Origin of the sequence: Arthrobacter sp. 9AX, assembly GCF_902506095.1 — a bacterium.
Taxonomy (GTDB): Bacteria; Actinomycetota; Actinomycetes; order Actinomycetales; family Micrococcaceae; genus Arthrobacter.
In genome coordinates this window covers 2,430,440-2,449,275 of record NZ_LR733293.1, presented here as the reverse complement: position 1 = coordinate 2,449,275, position 18,836 = coordinate 2,430,440, and the positions used below count along the sequence as shown (strand labels likewise).

The 18,836-nt window shown below is 65.8% G+C and carries 17 protein-coding genes; 11 read left to right on the top strand and 6 right to left on the bottom strand.

Annotated elements, in window-relative coordinates; genetic code table 11:
• Positions 1 to 12 precede the first annotated feature (12 nt).
• From BACI348_RS11235 to BACI348_RS11225, 3 genes are all read right to left on the bottom strand, one after another.
• The gene (locus BACI348_RS11235) at positions 13 to 528 is read right to left on the bottom strand and encodes a 2'-5' RNA ligase family protein (protein ID WP_159825829.1); all 516 of its coding nucleotides are present in this window, start codon (positions 526 to 528) and stop codon (positions 13 to 15) included.
• A 12-nt stretch (positions 529 to 540) separates the two neighbouring features.
• Positions 541 to 960: a DUF4870 domain-containing protein gene (locus BACI348_RS11230; protein WP_159825827.1), complete on the bottom strand. Its 420-nt coding sequence runs from the start codon at positions 958 to 960 to the stop codon at positions 541 to 543.
• Positions 961 to 1,109: 149 nt separating this feature from the next.
• Positions 1,110 to 1,961, bottom strand: a complete 852-nt coding sequence (locus tag BACI348_RS11225; protein ID WP_159825825.1) for a DUF3097 domain-containing protein — start codon at positions 1,959 to 1,961, stop codon at positions 1,110 to 1,112.
• Between the two features lie 175 nt (positions 1,962 to 2,136).
• Between BACI348_RS11225 and hrcA the strand changes: the two genes are divergently transcribed.
• The 3 genes from hrcA to BACI348_RS11210 all read left to right on the top strand — a co-directional run bounded on the left by hrcA (position 2,137) and on the right by BACI348_RS11210 (position 5,140).
• Positions 2,137 to 3,150 (top strand): heat-inducible transcriptional repressor HrcA, encoded by a 1,014-nt coding sequence (gene hrcA, locus BACI348_RS11220; protein ID WP_159825823.1) that lies wholly within the window; start codon positions 2,137 to 2,139, stop codon positions 3,148 to 3,150.
• A 77-nt stretch (positions 3,151 to 3,227) separates the two neighbouring features.
• Positions 3,228 to 4,355 carry a molecular chaperone DnaJ gene (gene dnaJ, locus BACI348_RS11215; RefSeq protein ID WP_159825821.1) on the top strand — a complete coding sequence of 376 codons (1,128 nt, stop codon included), beginning with the start codon at positions 3,228 to 3,230 and terminating at the stop codon, positions 4,353 to 4,355.
• Between the two features lie 2 nt (positions 4,356 to 4,357).
• Entirely contained in the window at positions 4,358 to 5,140 is a 783-nt protein-coding gene (locus tag BACI348_RS11210; RefSeq protein ID WP_159825819.1) for a 16S rRNA (uracil(1498)-N(3))-methyltransferase, read from the top strand.
• Positions 5,141 to 5,186: 46 nt separating this feature from the next.
• Here the strand turns inward: BACI348_RS11210 and BACI348_RS11205 are convergent, their stop codons facing one another.
• Positions 5,187 to 6,086: a GerMN domain-containing protein gene (locus BACI348_RS11205; protein ID WP_159825817.1), complete on the bottom strand. Its 900-nt coding sequence runs from the start codon at positions 6,084 to 6,086 to the stop codon at positions 5,187 to 5,189.
• Positions 6,087 to 6,525: 439 nt separating this feature from the next.
• Here BACI348_RS11205 and BACI348_RS11200 point away from each other — a divergent pair, with 439 nt between their 5' ends.
• From BACI348_RS11200 to BACI348_RS11180, 5 genes are all read left to right on the top strand, one after another.
• A complete protein-coding gene (locus BACI348_RS11200; protein WP_159825815.1) occupies positions 6,526 to 7,614 on the top strand; it encodes a PhoH family protein in 1,089 nt (362 codons plus the stop codon).
• On the top strand, positions 7,611 to 8,084 hold the full coding sequence (ybeY, locus tag BACI348_RS11195) for an rRNA maturation RNase YbeY (RefSeq protein ID WP_159825813.1): 474 nt from the start codon (positions 7,611 to 7,613) through the stop codon (positions 8,082 to 8,084). Before BACI348_RS11200 ends, ybeY begins: the two co-directional genes overlap by 4 nt.
• The gene (locus BACI348_RS11190; RefSeq protein WP_159825811.1) at positions 8,081 to 9,412 is read left to right on the top strand and encodes a hemolysin family protein; all 1,332 of its coding nucleotides are present in this window, start codon (positions 8,081 to 8,083) and stop codon (positions 9,410 to 9,412) included. Before ybeY ends, BACI348_RS11190 begins: the two co-directional genes overlap by 4 nt.
• A complete protein-coding gene (era, locus tag BACI348_RS11185; RefSeq protein ID WP_159825809.1) occupies positions 9,396 to 10,355 on the top strand; it encodes a GTPase Era in 960 nt (319 codons plus the stop codon). Before BACI348_RS11190 ends, era begins: the two co-directional genes overlap by 17 nt.
• Before the next feature lie 96 nt (positions 10,356 to 10,451).
• The gene (locus tag BACI348_RS11180; RefSeq protein ID WP_159825807.1) at positions 10,452 to 12,023 is read left to right on the top strand and encodes an LCP family protein; all 1,572 of its coding nucleotides are present in this window, start codon (positions 10,452 to 10,454) and stop codon (positions 12,021 to 12,023) included.
• Positions 12,024 to 12,103: 80 nt separating this feature from the next.
• On the opposite strand, the gene BACI348_RS11175 is transcribed toward BACI348_RS11180, so the two are convergent.
• A complete protein-coding gene (locus tag BACI348_RS11175; protein WP_159825805.1) occupies positions 12,104 to 14,056 on the bottom strand; it encodes a M13 family metallopeptidase in 1,953 nt (650 codons plus the stop codon).
• 252 nt (positions 14,057 to 14,308) lie between these two features.
• On the opposite strand from BACI348_RS11175, the gene leuA reads away from it, so the two are divergent.
• The 3 genes from leuA to BACI348_RS11160 all read left to right on the top strand — a co-directional run bounded on the left by leuA (position 14,309) and on the right by BACI348_RS11160 (position 17,805).
• The gene (gene leuA / locus BACI348_RS11170; RefSeq protein WP_159825803.1) at positions 14,309 to 16,048 is read left to right on the top strand and encodes a 2-isopropylmalate synthase; all 1,740 of its coding nucleotides are present in this window, start codon (positions 14,309 to 14,311) and stop codon (positions 16,046 to 16,048) included.
• 165 nt (positions 16,049 to 16,213) lie between these two features.
• Positions 16,214 to 16,966: a DNA repair protein RecO gene (recO, locus tag BACI348_RS11165; RefSeq protein ID WP_159825801.1), complete on the top strand. Its 753-nt coding sequence runs from the start codon at positions 16,214 to 16,216 to the stop codon at positions 16,964 to 16,966.
• A 2-nt stretch (positions 16,967 to 16,968) separates the two neighbouring features.
• The gene (locus tag BACI348_RS11160) at positions 16,969 to 17,805 is read left to right on the top strand and encodes an isoprenyl transferase (protein ID WP_159825799.1); all 837 of its coding nucleotides are present in this window, start codon (positions 16,969 to 16,971) and stop codon (positions 17,803 to 17,805) included.
• Positions 17,806 to 17,848: 43 nt separating this feature from the next.
• Here the strand turns inward: BACI348_RS11160 and BACI348_RS11155 are convergent, their stop codons facing one another.
• The gene (locus BACI348_RS11155) at positions 17,849 to 18,832 is read right to left on the bottom strand and encodes an alpha/beta hydrolase (RefSeq protein WP_159825797.1); all 984 of its coding nucleotides are present in this window, start codon (positions 18,830 to 18,832) and stop codon (positions 17,849 to 17,851) included.
• Positions 18,833 to 18,836 lie beyond the last annotated feature (4 nt).

Below are 18,836 nucleotides of genomic sequence, written 5' to 3'. Positions count from 1 at the left end.
CGGGCCGCCACCTCACGCCTGCAGGGGCGGACCGCCGAGGGGCGTGACCGTCCGGGTGCTGCTGTCCCACAGCCTGGCACCGGCGCACCATCCTTCCGCCCGCGCGTCCACTGACTCCATGGCGCGGCCGAGCAGGTGCCCGGGGACCCTGCGGGCGAGGGTGACGTGCGGGGTCCACGCATCGGGCCTGGTGTTGGCAAAAGCGCCAGTGCATTGGTGATGCACTTCCGCGTGGAGTTCCCGCAGCGGCTTGGACGGCACCACCAGCCGGGCCAGCACAAACGTGCCCTGAGGGGACGGAAAGAGCACCACGCCGGAGAACTGGACCTCGAGGGGCAGCCTGCCGCACGGGTCCTGCACGCCGGCGTCACATGACAGGTCGTTGCCTGCGGCCAAGGTGATGTGGGGCCGGTTGCTCGGAGCAGTATGCGAGGCAAGGCTGGGCAGGCCGGCGTCGGCGAGCCTGGCCCAGTCGGCACGGACCAGGGCATCGAGAGGGGCGTTGAAGATTAACTCGATGCTGCGCATGCAGCCATCGCGTTACTTGATCCAGCGGAGGTTGAACTGGTAACGGTGTGGCTGGCCGCGGTTGACGTGGATGCCGGCCGCCACGGAGAAGCAGGTGAGGGCGATCCAGATCAGGGTGGCAATCACGGCGAAGATGTTGCCCACCACAGGCACGAAGACCAGGATATTGGCGACGACGGCGGCGATGGTGGGAGGAAGGCTGAAGTTCAGCGCCTCCTTGGACTCCTGTGCCGTGAAGGGTCCGCGGTCGCGGAAGATCAGGTAGATCAGGAGTGCAGGAACGCAGCCGAGGATCCCGCCGAAATGGGCGAGCGTGGCCCACTGCCTGTCTTCGCTGGCCGTCAGGGGCAACGCATTCGCCGGGACGCCATGGTACTCCGAACGGCCCTGGCCGCCCTGGCTGTCCCTGTGATCACGTGCGTTTTCTGCCACAGTCTGTTCCTTCGAAAGTGCAATGCTGCCGACTAAGAATGCCAATATCTGCTGCGGCACCGCCACCGCAGATACCGCAGTACCAAGGATACTTGGTGCAGGCGTCACTGCCTGCCCTTTCCGTCCGTACCCCGGGGATGCCTCTCAGCTCAGGGGACCGTAAGGAAGTCGATGACTTCCTCCACCCTGCCCAGGAGCGAGGCCTCCAGATCGGCGTAGGTGCGCACGGCGCCCAGCAGTTTCTGCCACCCCAGCCCGATGTCTTCCTTGGTGGCGTGCGGCCAGCCGAAAGCTGCCAGGATGCCGGTCTTCCAGTCCTGCCCGCGGGGTACTTCGGGCCACTTCCGGATTCCCAGGACGGCAGGACGGATTGCCTGCCAGACGTCAACGTAGGGGTGGCCGACAATCAGCACGTTTCCCGCGGCGCCCGGCGAGGCCATCACGGCGTCAGCGATCCGCGACTCCTTGGAGTTGGGCACCAGATGGTCCACCAGCACGCCGAGGCGCCGCCCGGGGCCGGGCCTGAAATCGGCCACGGCCGCCGTCAGGTCATCAATGCCGTGCAAAGGTTCGACGACGATGCCCTCCACGCGGAGGTCGTCTCCCCAGACCTTTTCCACCAGTTCGGCGTCGTGCTTTCCTTCCACCCAGATGCGGCTCGCCTTGGCCACTTGTGCCCGCTGCCCCGCCACGCGGACCGAGCCCGAGGCTGTCCTGCCGGCCGCCGGGCCGCCCGGGGCCTGCTTGGGCGCCGGGGGCATCAGGCGGATGGCCTGGCCCTCGAGCAGGAAACCGAAGCCCAGCCGGAAGGACCGGGACTTGCCGCGGCGGTCCTCCAGCGCCACCACATGCATGCCGCCCGACTTTTCCACCCTGGTCACCGCGCCCACCCATCCGGACTGGACCTCCTCCAGCACCATGCCGCGCTCCACCGGCACTTCAGGCAGTTGCGCCCGTGCAGGCACGGTCAGGTCCTGGGCTCCCCAGTTCTGGTATTGCATGGATGTACTCCGCTTCGTGCTGGATCCTGGCCCGGAATTTCGCCCGGAGCGGTACCAATGCTAACAACGGCGCGAGTCATAATAGACTGTTAGCACTTAGGCATGCCGAGTGCTAACCCCCGTGAGTTACGGTACGGGCGGAACGGCTGCCCTGATCCCTGGATGGAGGTGGATAGTGAGCGAGCCCCGCAAGCTGGAAGTACTGCGGGCCATCGTGGAGGACTACGTCCACTCCCGCGAGCCCGTGGGCTCCAAGGCCCTGGTGGAACGGCACCATCTTGGTGTCTCCAGCGCCACCATTCGCAATGACATGGCCGCGCTTGAGGACGAAGGGCTGATCACGGCCCCGCACACCAGCGCAGGCCGCATCCCCACGGACAAGGGGTACAGGCTCTTCGTCGACCAGATATCCGCGGTGAAGCCCCTCTCGCAGGCCGAGCGCCGGGCCATCCAGTCGCTGCTGGAAGGCGCTGACGACCTCGACGACGTCCTGGAGCGGACCGTCCGGCTGCTGTCCCAACTGACAAACCAGGTGGCGGTGGTCCAGTATCCGCATCTGAACCGCGCACTGGTCCGGCACATCGAATTTGTCCTCCTCGCACCGCGGAAGGTGCTGGTGGTGCTGATCGCCAACAGCGGCAAGGTGGAGCAGCGGGTCATCGACGCCGGGCAGGACCTCGGTGACGACGGCCTCGCGACGCTGCGCACGCACTTCCTGGCATCCCTCGGCGGAACAGCGCTTGCGCAGCTGGAGCAGTCGCTGCCGGCAGTAGTGTCCGGTGTCGCACCCGCGCAGCGGCACGCTGCCCACGCGTTGGCGCAAGGATTGGAAGCCCTGGCCCACGGCAGCCGGGAGGACCGCATGGTGATGGCCGGGACAGCCAACCTGGCCCGGTCCAACGTCGACTTTCCGCTCAGCATCGGCCCGGTGCTGGAGGCACTGGAGGAACAGGTGGTGATGCTGCGGCTGCTGAGCGAGATGGCGCAGGACCACCGCGGGGTAGCCGTCAGCATCGGACGCGAGAACCCGTACGACGGCCTGGCGGAGGCCTCGGTGGTGGCCACCGGTTATGGCCCGGACAGCGCCGCGAAAATCGGCATCCTCGGCCCCACACGGATGGACTATCCCACCACAATGGCCGCCGTCAGGGCCGTTGCCCGGTACCTGTCACGCATTCTGGGGCCCTGACCCGTCCAGCGCCCCCGCACGAACAGTAGTGCCCGCAGCACAACTGCAGGCAAAACGACAAGGAAGAGATACGAACTTTGAGCAGCCACTACGAAGTCCTTGGAGTCTCACCGGATGCTACCGGGGAAGAGATCAAGAAGGCTTACCGCAAGCTGGCCCGCACCCTTCACCCGGACGTCAATCCCGGTGAGGACGTCGCAGACCGCTTCAAGGCCGTGACCCACGCCTACGAAGTTCTCTCCGATCCACAGAAGCGCCGGGTGTATGACACCACCGGCAACGAGAACGGCACGGACAACGGCTTTGGCGGCGGGGCATACGCAGGCCAGGGCTTCGCATTCCAGGACATCTTCGATACCTTCTTCGGCGCCGGCGGTTCGTCCGGCCCCGCATCCCGGGTCCGGCGCGGCCAGGACGCGCTGATCAGCGTCAGGATCGAACTCCGTGACGCCGTGTTCGGCGTCAACAAGAAGCTCGAAGTGGACACCGCGGTGGTCTGTCCCACCTGCGAAGGCTCCTGCTGCCGGCCCGGCACCCACCCCGAGCGCTGCGACATCTGCGGCGGCAGCGGCCAGGTCCAGCGGGCTGTACGCTCCATCCTTGGCCAAGTGATGACCGCCGCCCCCTGCGGTACCTGCGAAGGCTTCGGAACGGTCATCAAGGACCCCTGCAACGAGTGCAGCGGGCAGGGCCGGATCCGCAGCAGGCGTTCGTTGACCATCAAGGTCCCCGCCGGCGTTGCCACCGGCACACGCATCCAGCTCTCGGGCCAGGGTGAGGCAGGCCCCGCCGGTGGGCCCGCCGGTGACCTGTATGTCGAAATCCGCGTCAACAACGATGCCACCTATGTCCGGGAAGGCGACGACCTGCACGCCACCCTGAACATCCCGATGACCGCAGCTGCCCTTGGCACCGACGTCAGCCTCGAGACCTTCGACGGCCCCCAGGAGATCGATGTGAAGGCCGGGACGCAGTCCGGCGAGATCATCACCTTGCGTGGGCTCGGCGTGACACACCTGCGCGGTTACGGCCGCGGAGACCTGAAGGTCCACCTGCAGGTGGAGACGCCGGCCAAGCTGGACGCGGCCCAGGAGGACCTGCTGCGGCAGTTGGCCAAGCTCCGCGGCGAGCAGATCACGGAGGGCAAGCTCGCGGCCAGCGGCGGGATGTTCGCCAAGCTCCGGGACCGGCTCGGTAACCTGTAGCGGTGAGCAACCCCGTCTTTTTCACGGCGCCCGGATCCCTCGACCAGATGGCACCGGAAGGGCTCTTTGTCCTTGACGGGCCTGAGGCCCGGCACGCGGTAGCCGTCAAACGCCTGTCTCCGGGCGAGCCTGTGGATATCGTTGACGGGGCCGGCACCCGGATGAGCGGCAAAGTCCTCGCAGCCTCGCCCGCGCGGCTCGACGTCGAATGCACTTCCGTCGTGGTGGAGCACCGGCCGGACGTCCGGTTGGTGCTGGTTCAGGCCCTCGCCAAGGGCGACCGGGATGAGCTCGCCATCGAAACCGCCACCGAACTGGGGATCGACGCCGTCGTCCCCTGGCAGTCCGAACGGTCCATCGTGCGCTGGAAGGGCGAGCGGGCGGCGAAGGCCCACGCAAAGTGGCAGTCCGTTGTCACCGCGGCCGCCAAACAGGCGCGCCGCGCCTGGATCCCGGAGGTGCGTGCCGCCGTCGACACCGCGGGGCTCGCCGCCGCTGTGGAGGCCGCCGACCTCGCCGTTGTCCTGCACGAGGACGCCGCGCGCCCCCTGCGGGTGGTCCTGGACTCCTGGCTTTCCACGCACCCTGCGGAAGGTACCCGCGAAGTGCTGCTGATCGTCGGACCTGAGGGAGGCATCAGCCAGCGTGAGGTGACCAAGCTGTGCGGGCAGGGAGCTGTGACCGCCCTGCTGGGACACCATGTGCTGCGCTCATCAACTGCCGGCCCGGCCGCCGTCGTACTCGCCAGCGACATGCTGGGCCGCTGGGCGGCGCCGGCAGTCTAGGCGACGTGCCGGACCACGCTGCCGCAGCCATCCCGCCGCAGCCAGGCTAGCGGACCTTGAACCCCCGGGTGTCCTCGCTGCCGTTCTGCGGGCCCTCGGGGTTGGAGAGTTGCGCCACCCGAAGTTCATAGTCGCCGGCGGGCAGAGTCAGGGCAAGCGTAAAAACGCCGGCCTGCGCCTGGTCCGCCTCGGCGGTTGTCTCACCGGTCAGGAAAGGCACCTTGTTCCCGTTCTCTGACTTCAGGATCTGCCAGCGGAGCTTTCCGCCCGGGGCCGTGCTCCGGCCGGTGATCTTGACGCTGCCGTCCGCCACCTCAACGTTTTCCTGCGGGTCGATGATCCACACCGGTGCCACCAGTCCTCCCGAGCGCGCCATCAGGGACCCCAGCTGGATGTGGTTGAACGCGACGTAGTCCGTGTGCCCGTCCACCAGGATGCGGACGCGGATCTGCTGCCCGGAGTCGATCAGCCCGGAACTGGCCGCCGCCGCGGTGGCCGTGTAAACCAGCTGCTGGACAGCCCGGGCTGCCATGTCGGCGTCGAGGTTGCTGTTGAACGCATCCTCCGACACATCGACAGTGATGACGTCCTTGCCGGAAATCGACGTGGCCAGCTGCCGGGGATTCTGCCAGGGAGTAAAAAAATCCGGGTCCAGGGGTTTTTCGGACATCATGGCGCGCAGGGCCCGGGTCACAGGGTTTTCCTGCTCCGGAACGTCCCTGAACTCGCGGTAGAGGAAGACGTTGCTGTCGCTGCGGCCGATCCAGTAGACCGGTGCCTTGTTGGAGGACTGGGTGGTTTCCAGGGGTGCGCTGGTGGACGGCGCGCCGGACACGCTGCCCGTGGCGCCCGGACTCGAGGTAACAACACCCGTGGGGGCGGGATCAGGTTCGGCGATGCAGCCGGCAAGGACAGGGACCGCGGCGAGGAGCCCGGCAAGAACCATTGAACGGGCGCCGTTCAATGCTCTCCCGGCCCGGCGGGGCGCTGCGGTTTCCGGCAAAATGCTTGCCTGTCCTTTCCTGGTTGGATAGGCCGATCCCCTGTCAGCCCGGTGCCGTCGTCGGCACCCTGGATTTCCAGCATTGCACAGCCCCGGGAGGTAAAAGCCTTTCGGACGGGCCCGGCGGCGCAACTGCAACGGGAACGATATGAGGCCGATATGAAGTTGATACCTAATGACGGAAACAGGCCGGGAAACTGCCGCCTCCTGTTCGCTTGCGGCGTCGGCTGCCCGCCCCGGCATCAGGCCCGGAATCGGGCCGGTGCTGCCCGCTGGCGTAAGATGGAAGGTACCGCTGAGACGCAACGGGAACAGCCGCCGCGGATCAGCCAGCAGCTACTCTTTCGACATCGAGGGGATCACGGGCCCACGGGCCAACACCATGACTGAATCAGCCAACGGAAAGCGCCGGCTTGTCACCGGCGACGGCGCAGCGGGGGAGTTTCCCCACACACTCCCCGGCGTCCGCACCGAAGTAGTCCTCTTCGACAACTCCGACCAGATGGTTCAATCCCTCGGCAGCCATGATGAAGCGCTGCGGTTTATTGAGGAGCAGTTCCCCGATGTGAATTTCCACGTCCGGGGGAACGAGCTTTCCATCAGCGGACCGGCCACGGACGTGCCGCGCATCATGCGGCTCCTGCACGAGGTACGCGGACTGGTGGCGCGCGGCACGGTCATCAGCCCGGCAGTCCTGCAGCAGCTCGTGGCCCTGCTCCGTACCCAGTCCCTGCAGAACCCGGTGGACGTGCTGACCCACGACATCCTGTCCAGCCGCGGTAAAACGATCCGCCCCAAGACCCTGAACCAGAAGAACTACGTCGATGCCATCGATGACAACACGGTGATCTTCGGGATCGGGCCTGCCGGTACCGGCAAGACCTACCTTGCCATGGCCAAGGCTGTCCAGGCGCTGCAGCAAAAGGAGGTCAGCCGGATCATCCTGACCCGCCCGGCAGTCGAAGCGGGGGAGCGCCTTGGCTTCCTGCCCGGCACCCTGAGCGACAAAATCGATCCCTACTTGCGGCCGCTGTACGACGCCCTGCACGACATGATGGACCCGGAGTCCATTCCCCGGCTTATGGCAGCCGGCACCATCGAAGTGGCGCCGCTGGCCTACATGCGCGGACGCACGCTCAACGATGCCTTCATCATCCTGGACGAGGCACAGAACACCACGCCGGAGCAGATGAAGATGTTCCTCACCAGGCTTGGCTTCGGATCCAAGATGGTGGTGACCGGAGACGTCACCCAGGTGGACCTGCCGTTCGGCACACGCTCCGGCCTGCGGATCGTCGAGGAAATCCTGCAGGGCATACAGGGCGTGAACTTCTCCGTCCTGGACGCCGCAGACGTCGTCCGGCACCGCCTGGTGGGCGACATCGTCAATGCCTACAGCATCTGGGACGATGCCCAGCGGAACAGGGTCAAGCATTCGGCAAGCCGGGAAAAACGGGGGGAACACGCGTGAGCATCGAGGTCAACAACGAGTCCGGCGTCCAGGTGGATGAATCCCGGCTCGTGGCCTTGTCCAGGTACATCTTTGAGCAGCTGTACATCCATCCGCAGGCGGAACTTTCCATCCTCCTGGTGGACGAACCGGCCATGGAGAAGCTCCACATTGAACTGATGGACGAGCCCGGTGCCACTGACGTCCTGTCGGTGCCCATGGACGAACTGACCCCGGGAACTCCGGACCGGCCCACACCGCAGGGCATGCTCGGGGACATCGCCGTGTGCCCGCAGGTGGCCACGGTGCAGGCCAAAAACGCCGGTCACTCGCTGCAGGACGAAATGCTTCTGCTGACCACGCACGGCATCCTTCACCTGCTGGGCTACGACCATGCGGAACCTGAAGAGAAAGCCGAGATGTTCGGGCTTCAGCGAGAGCTCCTGTCCGGCTTCACCGGCAAAGAAGCGCCCGCCGAGACCACCCAGTGACACCATTGCTCCTTGTCGCGATGGCGCTGGCTTTCCTTGGCATCGCGGCGGTACTGACCGCGGCCGAAGCCGCCTTCAATTTCCTTCCGCGCCACGACGCGGAGGAAGCACTCCTGAAGAGCCGCGGCACCGCCATGCGGCGGATCCTGGCCCAACCCGTTGCCCACATCCGGGCCCTCCGGTTCTGGCGCATCTGGTTCGAGACGGCCTCGGCTGTCGCGGTCGCCGTCCTGCTCTACAGCCTGCTGGACAACATCTGGCTGGCAGGCCTTGCCGCCACAGGCATCATGGCCTTGCTGGGATTCGTTATTGTGGGCGTCTCACCGCGCCAGCTTGGCAGGCTGCATTCAGCCGGCGTGGTGCGGTTCACAGCACCGATGATCCGTTTCCTCACTTGGGTCCTGGGGCCCATTCCGGGCTGGCTGGTGGCGTTGGGAAGCGCGGCCGCCCCGGGCGCTCCCAGCGGTGACGAGGCATTCTTCAGTGAGCAGGAGTTCCGCGAACTGGTGGACCGCGCCAGTGAATCCGACATGATCGAGGACACCGAGGCTGAGATGATCCAGTCCGTCTTCGACTTCGGCGACACCCTGGTGCGGGCCGTGATGGTGCCCCGGACAGACATCCTCAGCATCGACGCCGGCTCCAGCCTCCGCCGGGCAATGTCCCTCTTCCTCCGATCGGGATATTCCAGGATCCCCGTGATCGGCGAAGACACGGACCACATCCTGGGCATTGTTTACCTCAAGGACGTCGCGGCTGTGCTCCACGAGCTGGGACCCGATGAGGAACCGCCCCTGGTGGACGCCCTGGTCCGGGAGGTCCGCTACGTCCCCGAATCAAAGCCGGTCAGCGACCTGCTGCGGGAGCTGCAGAAGGAATCCACGCATGTGGCCATCGTAGTTGATGAATACGGCGGTACTGCCGGGCTCGTCACCCTTGAGGACCTGATTGAGGAAATCGTCGGCGAAATCGTTGACGAGTACGACACCGAAAGCGCCGAAGCCGTGGAACTGGGCGACGGCTCCTACCGTGTCAGCGCCCGGATGAGCATCGACGACCTCGGCGAACTCTTCGACATTGAACTCGACGACGACGAGGTGGACACTGTGGGCGGATTGCTGGCCAAGGCGTTGGGCCGCGTTCCCATCGTGGGCAGCCATGTGCAGGTGGACGGGGTTTCCCTGCGGGCCGACCGGCTCGAAGGCCGCCGGAACCGCGTCAGCCACATCATTGCGGCGCCGGTTCCAAAAGTAGACACTGACCTTGAAGACCTCTTCCAAGAGGCCGAAGCAACCCAGCAGGGAGTCCCACGTGAGCAAGAAAAATAAGGCCGCCGGCGAAGAGGACTTCGGCGGTTTCCACGCCGGATTCTCAGTCCTCGTGGGCCGTCCGAACGCCGGCAAATCCACGCTGACCAACGCGCTGGTAGGCAAGAAGGTGGCCATCACCTCCGCCAAGCCGCAAACTACGCGCCACACCATCCGCGGCATCGTCCACCGCGATGACGCACAGCTGATCCTCGTGGACACACCAGGCCTGCACCGTCCCCGCACCCTCCTCGGTAAGCGCCTGAACGATCTCGTGGCCGACACCCTGGCGGAAGTGGACGCCATTGGCTTCTGCCTGCCGGCCAACGAAAAGATCGGCCCGGGCGACAAATTCATCGCGGCCCAGCTTGCCGCCGTCGGCCGGAAGCCCATCATCGCCATCGTGACCAAAGCCGACCTGGTGGACCGGCAGGCCCTGACGGAACAGCTTCTGGCCGTGGCTGCGCTGGGACGCGAAGTGCTCGGGGAAGACGGCTGGAAGGACATCGTTCCGGTCTCCGCCACGGACGGCTTCCAGGTGGAAACCGTCGCCGATGTACTCATCAGCCACATGCCGCCGTCGCCCCCGCTCTACCCGGACGGGGAACTGACCGACGAGCCGGAAGCGGTGATGGTGGCCGAGCTCATCCGCGAAGCGGCACTGGAAGGCGTCCGCGACGAACTGCCGCACTCCCTTGCGGTAGTTGTGGAAGAGATCATTCCCCGGGAGGACCGCCCGGACGACAACCCCCTTCTGGACGTGCGGGTGAACCTCTACGTGGAGCGCCCCTCGCAGAAGGCCATCATTATTGGCAAGGGCGGCAGCCGGCTGCGCGAAGTGGGCACCAACGCACGCAAGGGCATTGAGGCGCTCCTGGGGACGCGCATCTATCTCGACCTGCATGTGAAGGTTGCCAAGGACTGGCAGCGGGACCCGAAACAGCTGGTCAAGCTGGGCTTCTAGGCCCTTCAGCCGGCGCCGCCCAGCGGCCACCCGGCAATTTCCCAGACTGGACCACTAAAATGGACCGGATTCAGAATTTAGAGGAAGGTTCATTACGTGGGGCGAGGCCGCGAAGAGCGCGAAAACGGTGCTGACGTGTCAGCCAGGGGACCGAGGTCCAGGCACGCGGAAGACAGCAGCGTTGGAGCCGCGCGCCACCTGGGCCCCGAGCGGGGAATGCCGGTGTGGCTGAAAATCGTCACGGGCATTGTGTCGCTCGCGCTGGTGGGCGCCCTTGCGTTCGCCGGGTTCTGGTTCATCAAGCTGCAGAGCAACATTTCCAAGGCGCCACTGAACGCGGGCGGAGGCGCCGGGGCTCCCGTGAGTGACGCAACCGGGCGGATGCAGATCCTGATCCTGGGCTCGGACACCCGTGACGGCCTGAACGGCGAATACGGCACGGAAGATGATTCGAAGGGTTACGGCAAGTCCGACGTCATGATGCTGATGGACATTTCCGAGGACAACAAGCGCGTCAGCGTCATAAGTTTTCCCCGGGACCTGCTGGTCGACATCCCGGAATGCAAGGACGCGAAGACCAAGCAGACCTTCCCGGCCCGCAGCGGTGTGATGATCAATGAAGCCATGGGCGAGGCGGGCATCGGCTGCGCCGTGGATACCGTCAACCAGCTGACCGGCCTCAAAGTGGATCACTTCATGATGGCGGACTTCAATGCGGTAAAGGAACTTTCCAACGCCGTGGGCGGTGTGGATGTCTGCATCAGCGACGCCGTCTACGACCCCGATTCGCGGCTGCGGCTGCCCAAGGGAACCTCCGCTGTGCAGGGCGAAATGGCACTGGCCTTCCTGCGGACCCGCCATGCATTTGCCGACGGCGGCGACCTGGGCCGCATCAAGGCCCAGCAGGGATTCCTTTCCTCGCTCACCAGGAAAATCAAGGATGAAGGGACCCTGTCCGATCCCGGCAAGATGCTGAAGATCGCAGACGTCGTGACCCAGAACCTCACCGTCGACGAGGGACTGGCGTCGGTCCCCACCCTGCTGACCATCGGCAACCGGCTCAAGGATATCGACATCAGCAAAGTCGCGTTCGTGGCGGTTCCCACCACGCCGGCGCTGGCGGACCCCAACCGGCTGGAGATCGCAGAACCGGCAGGCTCCCAGCTGTTCTCCGCCCTGCAGCAGGACATCGATCTGACCGACCCGACAGCACCCACAACCCCCGCACCCTCCGAGACGGCCGCCCCGCCCACGGCAACACCGACAGAGACGGCCACCCCGCTGCCGCCCTATGACAAGGCGCTCCAGCCTGTCACGGTGGCAAACGGCACCGGCGTTGCCGGCCGCTCCCAGGAAATCGTCCAGGCCCTGATCTCCGGCGGATTCACCCAGACGGGACGGTTCGAAGCCACCCCGGTATCCCAGTCCGTGGTCTACTACGGGACGGGTTTCGAAGATGTGGCCATTGACGTTGCGGCACAGCTGGGAATCCCCGCAGCCCAGATCCTGCCGGCTCCCCGCGTATCGGGCGTCCAGGTCTACCTTGGCACCGACTTCACCAGCGGGGGCACCTACGGCGCGGACGTGGCGCTGCCGGAGGACATCGTCAACCAGACTGCCGGGGACACGCTTTGCCAGCAGGCCAACCCCTTGCTGATCGTTAACTAACTGGCCGGACCGGGCCACGCCCCGGATGCCGGCAGCGAAAAACCCGGGGCCCGCCATGGCGGGCCCCGGGTTTTGGTCTTCTACCAGATGTTCACACGCTCCCCGGGAGCCATCCACATGCCGTCCTGCTCAGTGACGTCGAACGCCTCGTGGAAGGCATCGAGGTTCTTCGCTATGGCGTTGGTGCGGAACTCATTGGGGGAGTGGGGGTCCGTTGCCAGCCGGCGGATCGCTTCCTCGCTGCGGATCACCTGGCGCCAGCCCGCAGCCCAGGACGCAAAAAAGCGCTGCTGCCCCGTGAGGCCGTCCAGGACCTCGGGCTCCTTGCCGTCCAGGCTGATGAGGTAAGCCTTGTAGGCAATGGCCAGGCCGGCAAGATCGCCGATGTTTTCGCCCAGCGTGAGCCGGCCGTTGACGTTGTGCCCCGGCGCGGCGTAGGGCGACAGCACTTCGTACTGCGCCACGAGCTTGGCCGTGAGCTGCTCGAAGGCTTTCCGGTCCTCGTCAGTCCACCAGTTCCGAAGGGCCCCGCCGCCGTCGAACTGCGACCCCTGGTCATCAAAGCCGTGGCCGATTTCGTGGCCGATCACTGCGCCAATCCCGCCGTAGTTCACGGCGTCGTCAGCGTCGGCGGTGAAGAACGGAGGCTGCAGGATCGCGGCAGGGAACACAATCTCGTTCATCATCGGGTGGTAGTAGGCATTGACGGTCTGCGGGGTCATGAGCCATTTGTTGCGGTCCACCGGCTTGCCTACCTCGTCAAGGTGCCGGTCGACGTCGGCGTTGTGGGCCCGTTCCACGTTGCCGAGGAGGTCTTCGGGGTCGATCTCCACTGCCGAGTAGTCGATCCACTCCTCCGGATAGCCGATCTTCGCCCGGAACCCCTCCAGCTTCCGCAGGGCTTCGGCTTTGGTGGCCTCGCCCATCCAGCCCACAGCGGTGATGCTCTGCCGGTAGGCCTCAATCAGGTTGGCAACGAGCGTCTGCATGCGCGCTTTGTGGGTTTCGGGGAAATGCCGGGCCACATAGATCTGCCCCACGGCCTCTCCGAGCCCGCCCTCCACCACACCCACACCGCGCTTCCAGCGGTCCTTGTTCCTCGGCGTGCCGCTGATGGTGGTGCCGTAGAACGCAAAGTTGGCGTCGACGAAGGCCGATGACAGGTAGGGGGCAGCCGCGCTGACCACCCGCATGGCCAGCCACTCCTGCCAGTCAGCCAGGGGCTCGGACTCGAGGAGCCCGGCGGCGCCCTCGAAGAACGGCGGGGTGCTCACCACAATCTCCTGCCGCTTGGCCTGGTCGATACCGGCGGCTTCGAACCACGTGGACAGCAGCGGGAACAGGGCCGATGCTTCGCCAGCCGTCTTAAGGTTGTAGGTCTTTTGCGGATCCCTCAGCGTGACGTTGTCCCAGTGGTGGCCCGCCAGTTTGGTTTCCAGGGCCACCACCCGGCTGGCCGCCGCGCCTGCATCCGCAACCCCGGCCAGTTCGAGCATGGTCTGCACATGCGCTTCATACGCGGTGACCATCGGCGCGAACTTTTCTTCCCGGTAGTAGGACTCGTCAGGCAGCCCCAGGCCGCCTTGTCCCGTATAGAGGAGCACCCGGTCCGGGTTACCCGCATCCGGTGCCGGGTATATGTAGAAGAGCCCGCCAACATCAGCCCGGAACAGCCGGCCCGCCAGGGAAATGACCTCAGCCACGGAAGTGGTGCTGAAAACGTCGGCAAGGCGCTGGCGGATGGGATCCATGCCCTTGGCCTCCACTGCCGCTTCGTCCATGAAGCTGCTGTACAGCCCGCCGACCTTCCGCTCGATGCCGCTGGCGGCCGCGCCCTTCGCAGCCGCCTCCTCGATGATGTCCCGGACCGCGATTTCCGAACCGTCGCGCAGGGCGGTGAAGGTGCCTTCAAGGGGGCGGTCATCGGGAATTTCGGTGGTCTTGAGCCATGCCCCGTTCACGTGCTGGTAGAGGTCATCCTGTGGCCGGACGGTGTTATCAAAAGTGGACAGGTCGATCCCCGAAATGGGCACGGAAGCTCCTTTTCACGAACAGCCCCACCGCGTAAATACCGGGCGGCGTCTGCATGGTGGACGTAACGGACGGTAGTGCCCTTTCATCTTACGCACCCGTGCTACCCTCAAATGGTGCGTGCAAAGCTTCTTCTTCTTAGCTGCCGCGGCGAGGCCTCAGACGCGATCTAGCGCAAGGCCCACCCTCGCTGCGGAGTTTGTGTTGCCCGGCCACCCTTTCAAAGATGAACCACAGAAAAGGCCCCGATAGTAATGCGAAACGCACAGAAGACCTCCGGAATGCCCGCCCACCGCTACACGCCGTTCCAGGATCTGATCAAAGTCGAACTGCCGGACCGCACCTGGCCGGACAAGATCATCACCAAGGCCCCGCGCTGGTGCGCAGTCGACCTGCGCGACGGCAACCAGGCCCTGATCGATCCGATGAGTCCGGCCCGCAAGATGAAGATGTTCGACCTGCTGGTCCGGATGGGCTACAAGGAGATCGAGGTCGGCTTTCCCTCCGCCTCCCAGACGGACTTCGACTTCGTCCGCCAGCTCATTGAAGGCAACCACATCCCGGATGATGTCACCATCCAGGTCCTGACGCAGGCCCGCGAGCACCTGATCGAGCGGACATACGAATCCCTGGTGGGAGCCAAGCAGGCGATCGTCCACCTCTACAACTCCACCTCCGTGCTGCAGCGCCGCGTGGTGTTCAACCAGGACGAGGACGGAATCCTGGACATCGCCCTCCAGGGTGCACGCCTGTGCAAGAAGTACGAAGAGACCCTCGCAGACACGCAGGTGACCTACGAGTACTCCCCGGAGTCCTTCACCGGCACCGAGCTGGAGTACGCCGTCCGGGTCTGCAACGCCGTCGCCGATGTTTTCGAAGCCTCCGCGGACCGCCAGGTCATCATCAACCTGCCTGCCACAGTCGAAATGGCCACCCCCAACGTCTACGCCGATTCCATCGAATGGATGAGCCGCCACCTGCACCCGAGGGAAGGCATCATCCTTTCCCTGCACCCGCACAACGACCGCGGTACCGGCGTTGCCGCCGCGGAGCTGGGCTACATGGCCGGAGCTGACCGCATTGAAGGCTGCCTCTTCGGCAACGGCGAGCGGACCGGCAACGTGGACCTGGTTACCCTCGGCCTGAACCTCTTTGTCCAGGGCATCGACCCCATGATCGACTTCTCGAACATCGATGACGTCCGGCGCACCGTGGAGTACTGCAACCAATTGCCCGTTCCGGAGCGGTCACCTTACGGCGGCGACCTCGTCTTCACGGCGTTTTCGGGATCCCACCAGGACGCCATCAAGAAGGGTTTCGAGGCACTGGAACGCGATGCCGCTGCCGCCGGCAGGGATGTCGCCGACTTCACCTGGCAGGTCCCGTACCTGCCCGTTGACCCCAAGGACCTGGGCCGCAGCTACGAAGCCGTCATCAGGGTCAACTCCCAGTCGGGCAAGGGCGGCGTTGCCTACCTGCTCAAGAACGAGCACAGCCTGGACCTGCCCCGCCGTGCCCAGATTGAATTCTCCGGCGTCATCCAGAAGCGCACGGACACCGTGGGCGGCGAGGTCAGCGGCGCCCAGCTCTGGCAGATCTTCCAGGACGAGTACCTGCCCTCCGGCAAGGCGGACGGACAATGGGGCCGCTACTCCCTGGGCGGGGTCAAGACGGAAACAGATAACGACGGCGGCATGACGCTTCACGCATCACTCACCGTAGATGGAATTCAGGCGCAGCGCACCGGTACCGGCAATGGTCCCATCGCCGCCCTGCTGAGCATCCTGCGTGAAGACGGCGTGGATGTCCGCGTGCTGGACTACAGCGAGCACGCGCTCTCCGAGGGCGGCAGCGCCATGGCTGCCGCCTACGTCGAATGCGCTGTAGGCGAGCGGGTGCTCTGGGGTGTGGGCATCGACGCCAACACCAGCATGTCGTCCCTCAAAGCCGTGATCTCTGCCGTCAACCGGGCCATCCGGGACGCCCAGGCCTGACGTACGGATAGTGTGCCGCCGGGACGCCCCGGCGGCACACTATCGTTGCGGCCCGGCATCCCGGCGTCGCAGCGGGCCCGGCAAAGTGGCGCCGGACCCGCCGTCCCGGCAGGCGGGAGCCGCAGGCGCACCCGGGGAAGCCGCAAAGGATGGGAAGATAAAGGCGTGGCCCAACACTCTTTCGCCTCCCGCGCGTACCGGGACGACGCCGTCGTCCTCCGTACGCACAAGCTGGGCGAGGCGGACCGCATCATTACCCTCCTGACGAAACACCACGGCCAGGTCCGGGCTGTGGCCAAAGGCGTCCGGCGGACCACCAGCCGGTTCGGGGCCCGCCTTGAGCCCTTTATGGTGGCGGACCTGCAGCTTGTGTCCGGGAAAACGCTGGACATCGTCACCCAGGCGGTGGCCAAAGGCGCGTACGGCGGCAGCATCGCCGCGGACTACGGCCGCTACACCGTTGCCGCCGCCATGACGGAGACCGCCGAGAAACTCACCGATGTCGACGGGGAATCGGGAACCGCACAGTACAACCTGCTGGTGGGGGCGCTTGCCTCGCTCAGCCGGGACGAACACGCCGCAGGCCTGATCCTGGACTCCTACCTGCTCCGGGCCCTTGCCACCGGCGGGTGGGCGCCAAGTTTCACCGGCTGTGCCCGCTGCGGACTGCCCGGCCCGCACACGGCTTTCTCGGCGCCCCTCGGCGGGATGGTCTGCGCCGGATGCAGGCCACCCGGCTCGCCGGCACCCGCAGCGGAAACGGTGGTGCTGCTGGCCGCGCTGCTGACCGGAGACTGGCCCACGGCAGACGCCTCGCTGCCTGCCCACCGCAAGGAAGCCGCCGGCCTGGTGGCCGCTTACCTGCAGTGGCATCTTGAACGAGTACTGAAATCCCTCAAACATGTGGAGCGCAGCTGACAGTGGCCCTGGGAAAAAAGAACAACGCACCCCGTCAACGGACGCACCCCGTGGTGGCCCCCTACCCCCATCCCTCCGGGGCAGTAGCCCCAGCCATTCCCGCGGAATTCATTCCCCGCCATGTGGCCATCGTGATGGACGGCAACGGGCGCTGGGCCAACCAGCGGGGACTGCCCAGGATCGAAGGGCACAAAGCCGGTGAGCCGGCGCTCCTGGACGTGATGGCCGGGGCCATCGAACTGGGTATCGAATACGTGAGCGTCTACGCCTTCTCCACCGAGAACTGGCGGCGGTCCCCGGAAGAGGTCCGCTTCCTCATGGGATTTAACAAAGACGTGCTACGGCGGCAGCGGAACCAGCTCGACGAATGGGGCGTGCGGGTCCGCTGGTCCGGCCGCCGGCCGCGGTTGTGGGGCTCGGTAATCCGCGAACTTGAAGAGGCCGAGCAGTTTACGGCAGGTAACAGCACCTGCACGTTGACCATGTGTGTTAATTACGGCGGCCGGGCAGAGATCACCGATGCCGTCTCCGCCATAGCCGCGGACGTGGCGGCAGGCAGGCTCAAGCCCGGTGCAATCACAGAACGGACCATCCAGAAATACCTGGACGAACCGGACCTGCCGGACGTAGACCTTTTCCTGCGCAGCTCGGGGGAGCAGCGGCTGTCCAACTTCCTGCTCTGGCAGTCCGCCTACGCCGAGTTCGTGTTTATGGACACGCTGTGGCCCGATGTGGACCGCCGGACCCTCTGGGCTGCCGTGGAAGAGTACGCCCGGCGGGACCGCCGGTACGGTGGCGCGGTTGACGCGGCGCGCCCTTCGGGGGATTCCACGCCGTAGGGGCTTTCCGCCACAGGTCTGGACCCCAGCCCTGTCCGCCTCCTTATGCCGTGCCGCCATAAGCACGGAGCCAGCGGGCAAGCCTCGCGTAAGCGTCGGCCCGCACCTCGGCGGGGGAGAGGAATACGTCGTGCAGGGCGCCGTCGATCCTTTCAACCGTGACGGTGCGGCCCAGGGTAAGGGCGCGTGCGGCAATGATGTTGACGTCGAGCACCGCGTCTGTCCGGCGCATCTCCTCTGACCAGAAAAGTCCAGTGGCGCTCCCGCGGGACAACAGCACCAGGACCGGAACCTCGAGGTTGAGGCCGCGCGCCACCTTCGCGTGACCGGCCAGTACGGCACTGAGCCAGCCGGCCCGGACCGGGAACGCCATGGGCGGGCGGTACTGGTCATCCACTGGCCATTCGCCGTCCGCGGAGCTGCTGATGGTGCGCCAGTAGAACCCGCGCGGCGGCAGCCGCAGCACCGCCTCCGGCCGCAAACGCGCCACCGGCCCCACCATGCCCGATGCGGCGCGGCGGACCAGCGAGCTCCCGTGCATCTCCAGCCACGGACTGTTGAGGATGAGCTGCGAGACGGCACCGGGGTGACGGCTTGCCCACAGCGCCGCAACCAGCCCGCCCGTTGAATGCCCCATCAGGGTCAGTGGCCCGGGTGCTCCCTGCTGGCTGATGAGCCCGGACGCCGCCTCGATTTCGGCGTCATAATCGGCGAGGTCGGCCACATAGCCGCCAGGAGACCCGGGACGCAGGCTCCGGCCGTGGTTGTGCATGTCCAAGGCATAAAAGTCGTAGCCGGCGGAGGACCAGAAACGCGCCAGGTCAACGTTGAAGAAGTAATCACTCCAGCCGTGGAGGAACAGGACAGCCCTGCGCTGGACCGGAGAAGGGCGGGGCTCCGGACCCGGCTCCTGCCGGGCGGGCCGGAACCGGACCAGGGTGGCGGTCCGTTCCACCCCGTCCTGTCCTGCCGCGGTGAAGGCGTGGGACTCGAACTCCGCGCCCAGGATGTCCCGCTGCCATTCCATGGCA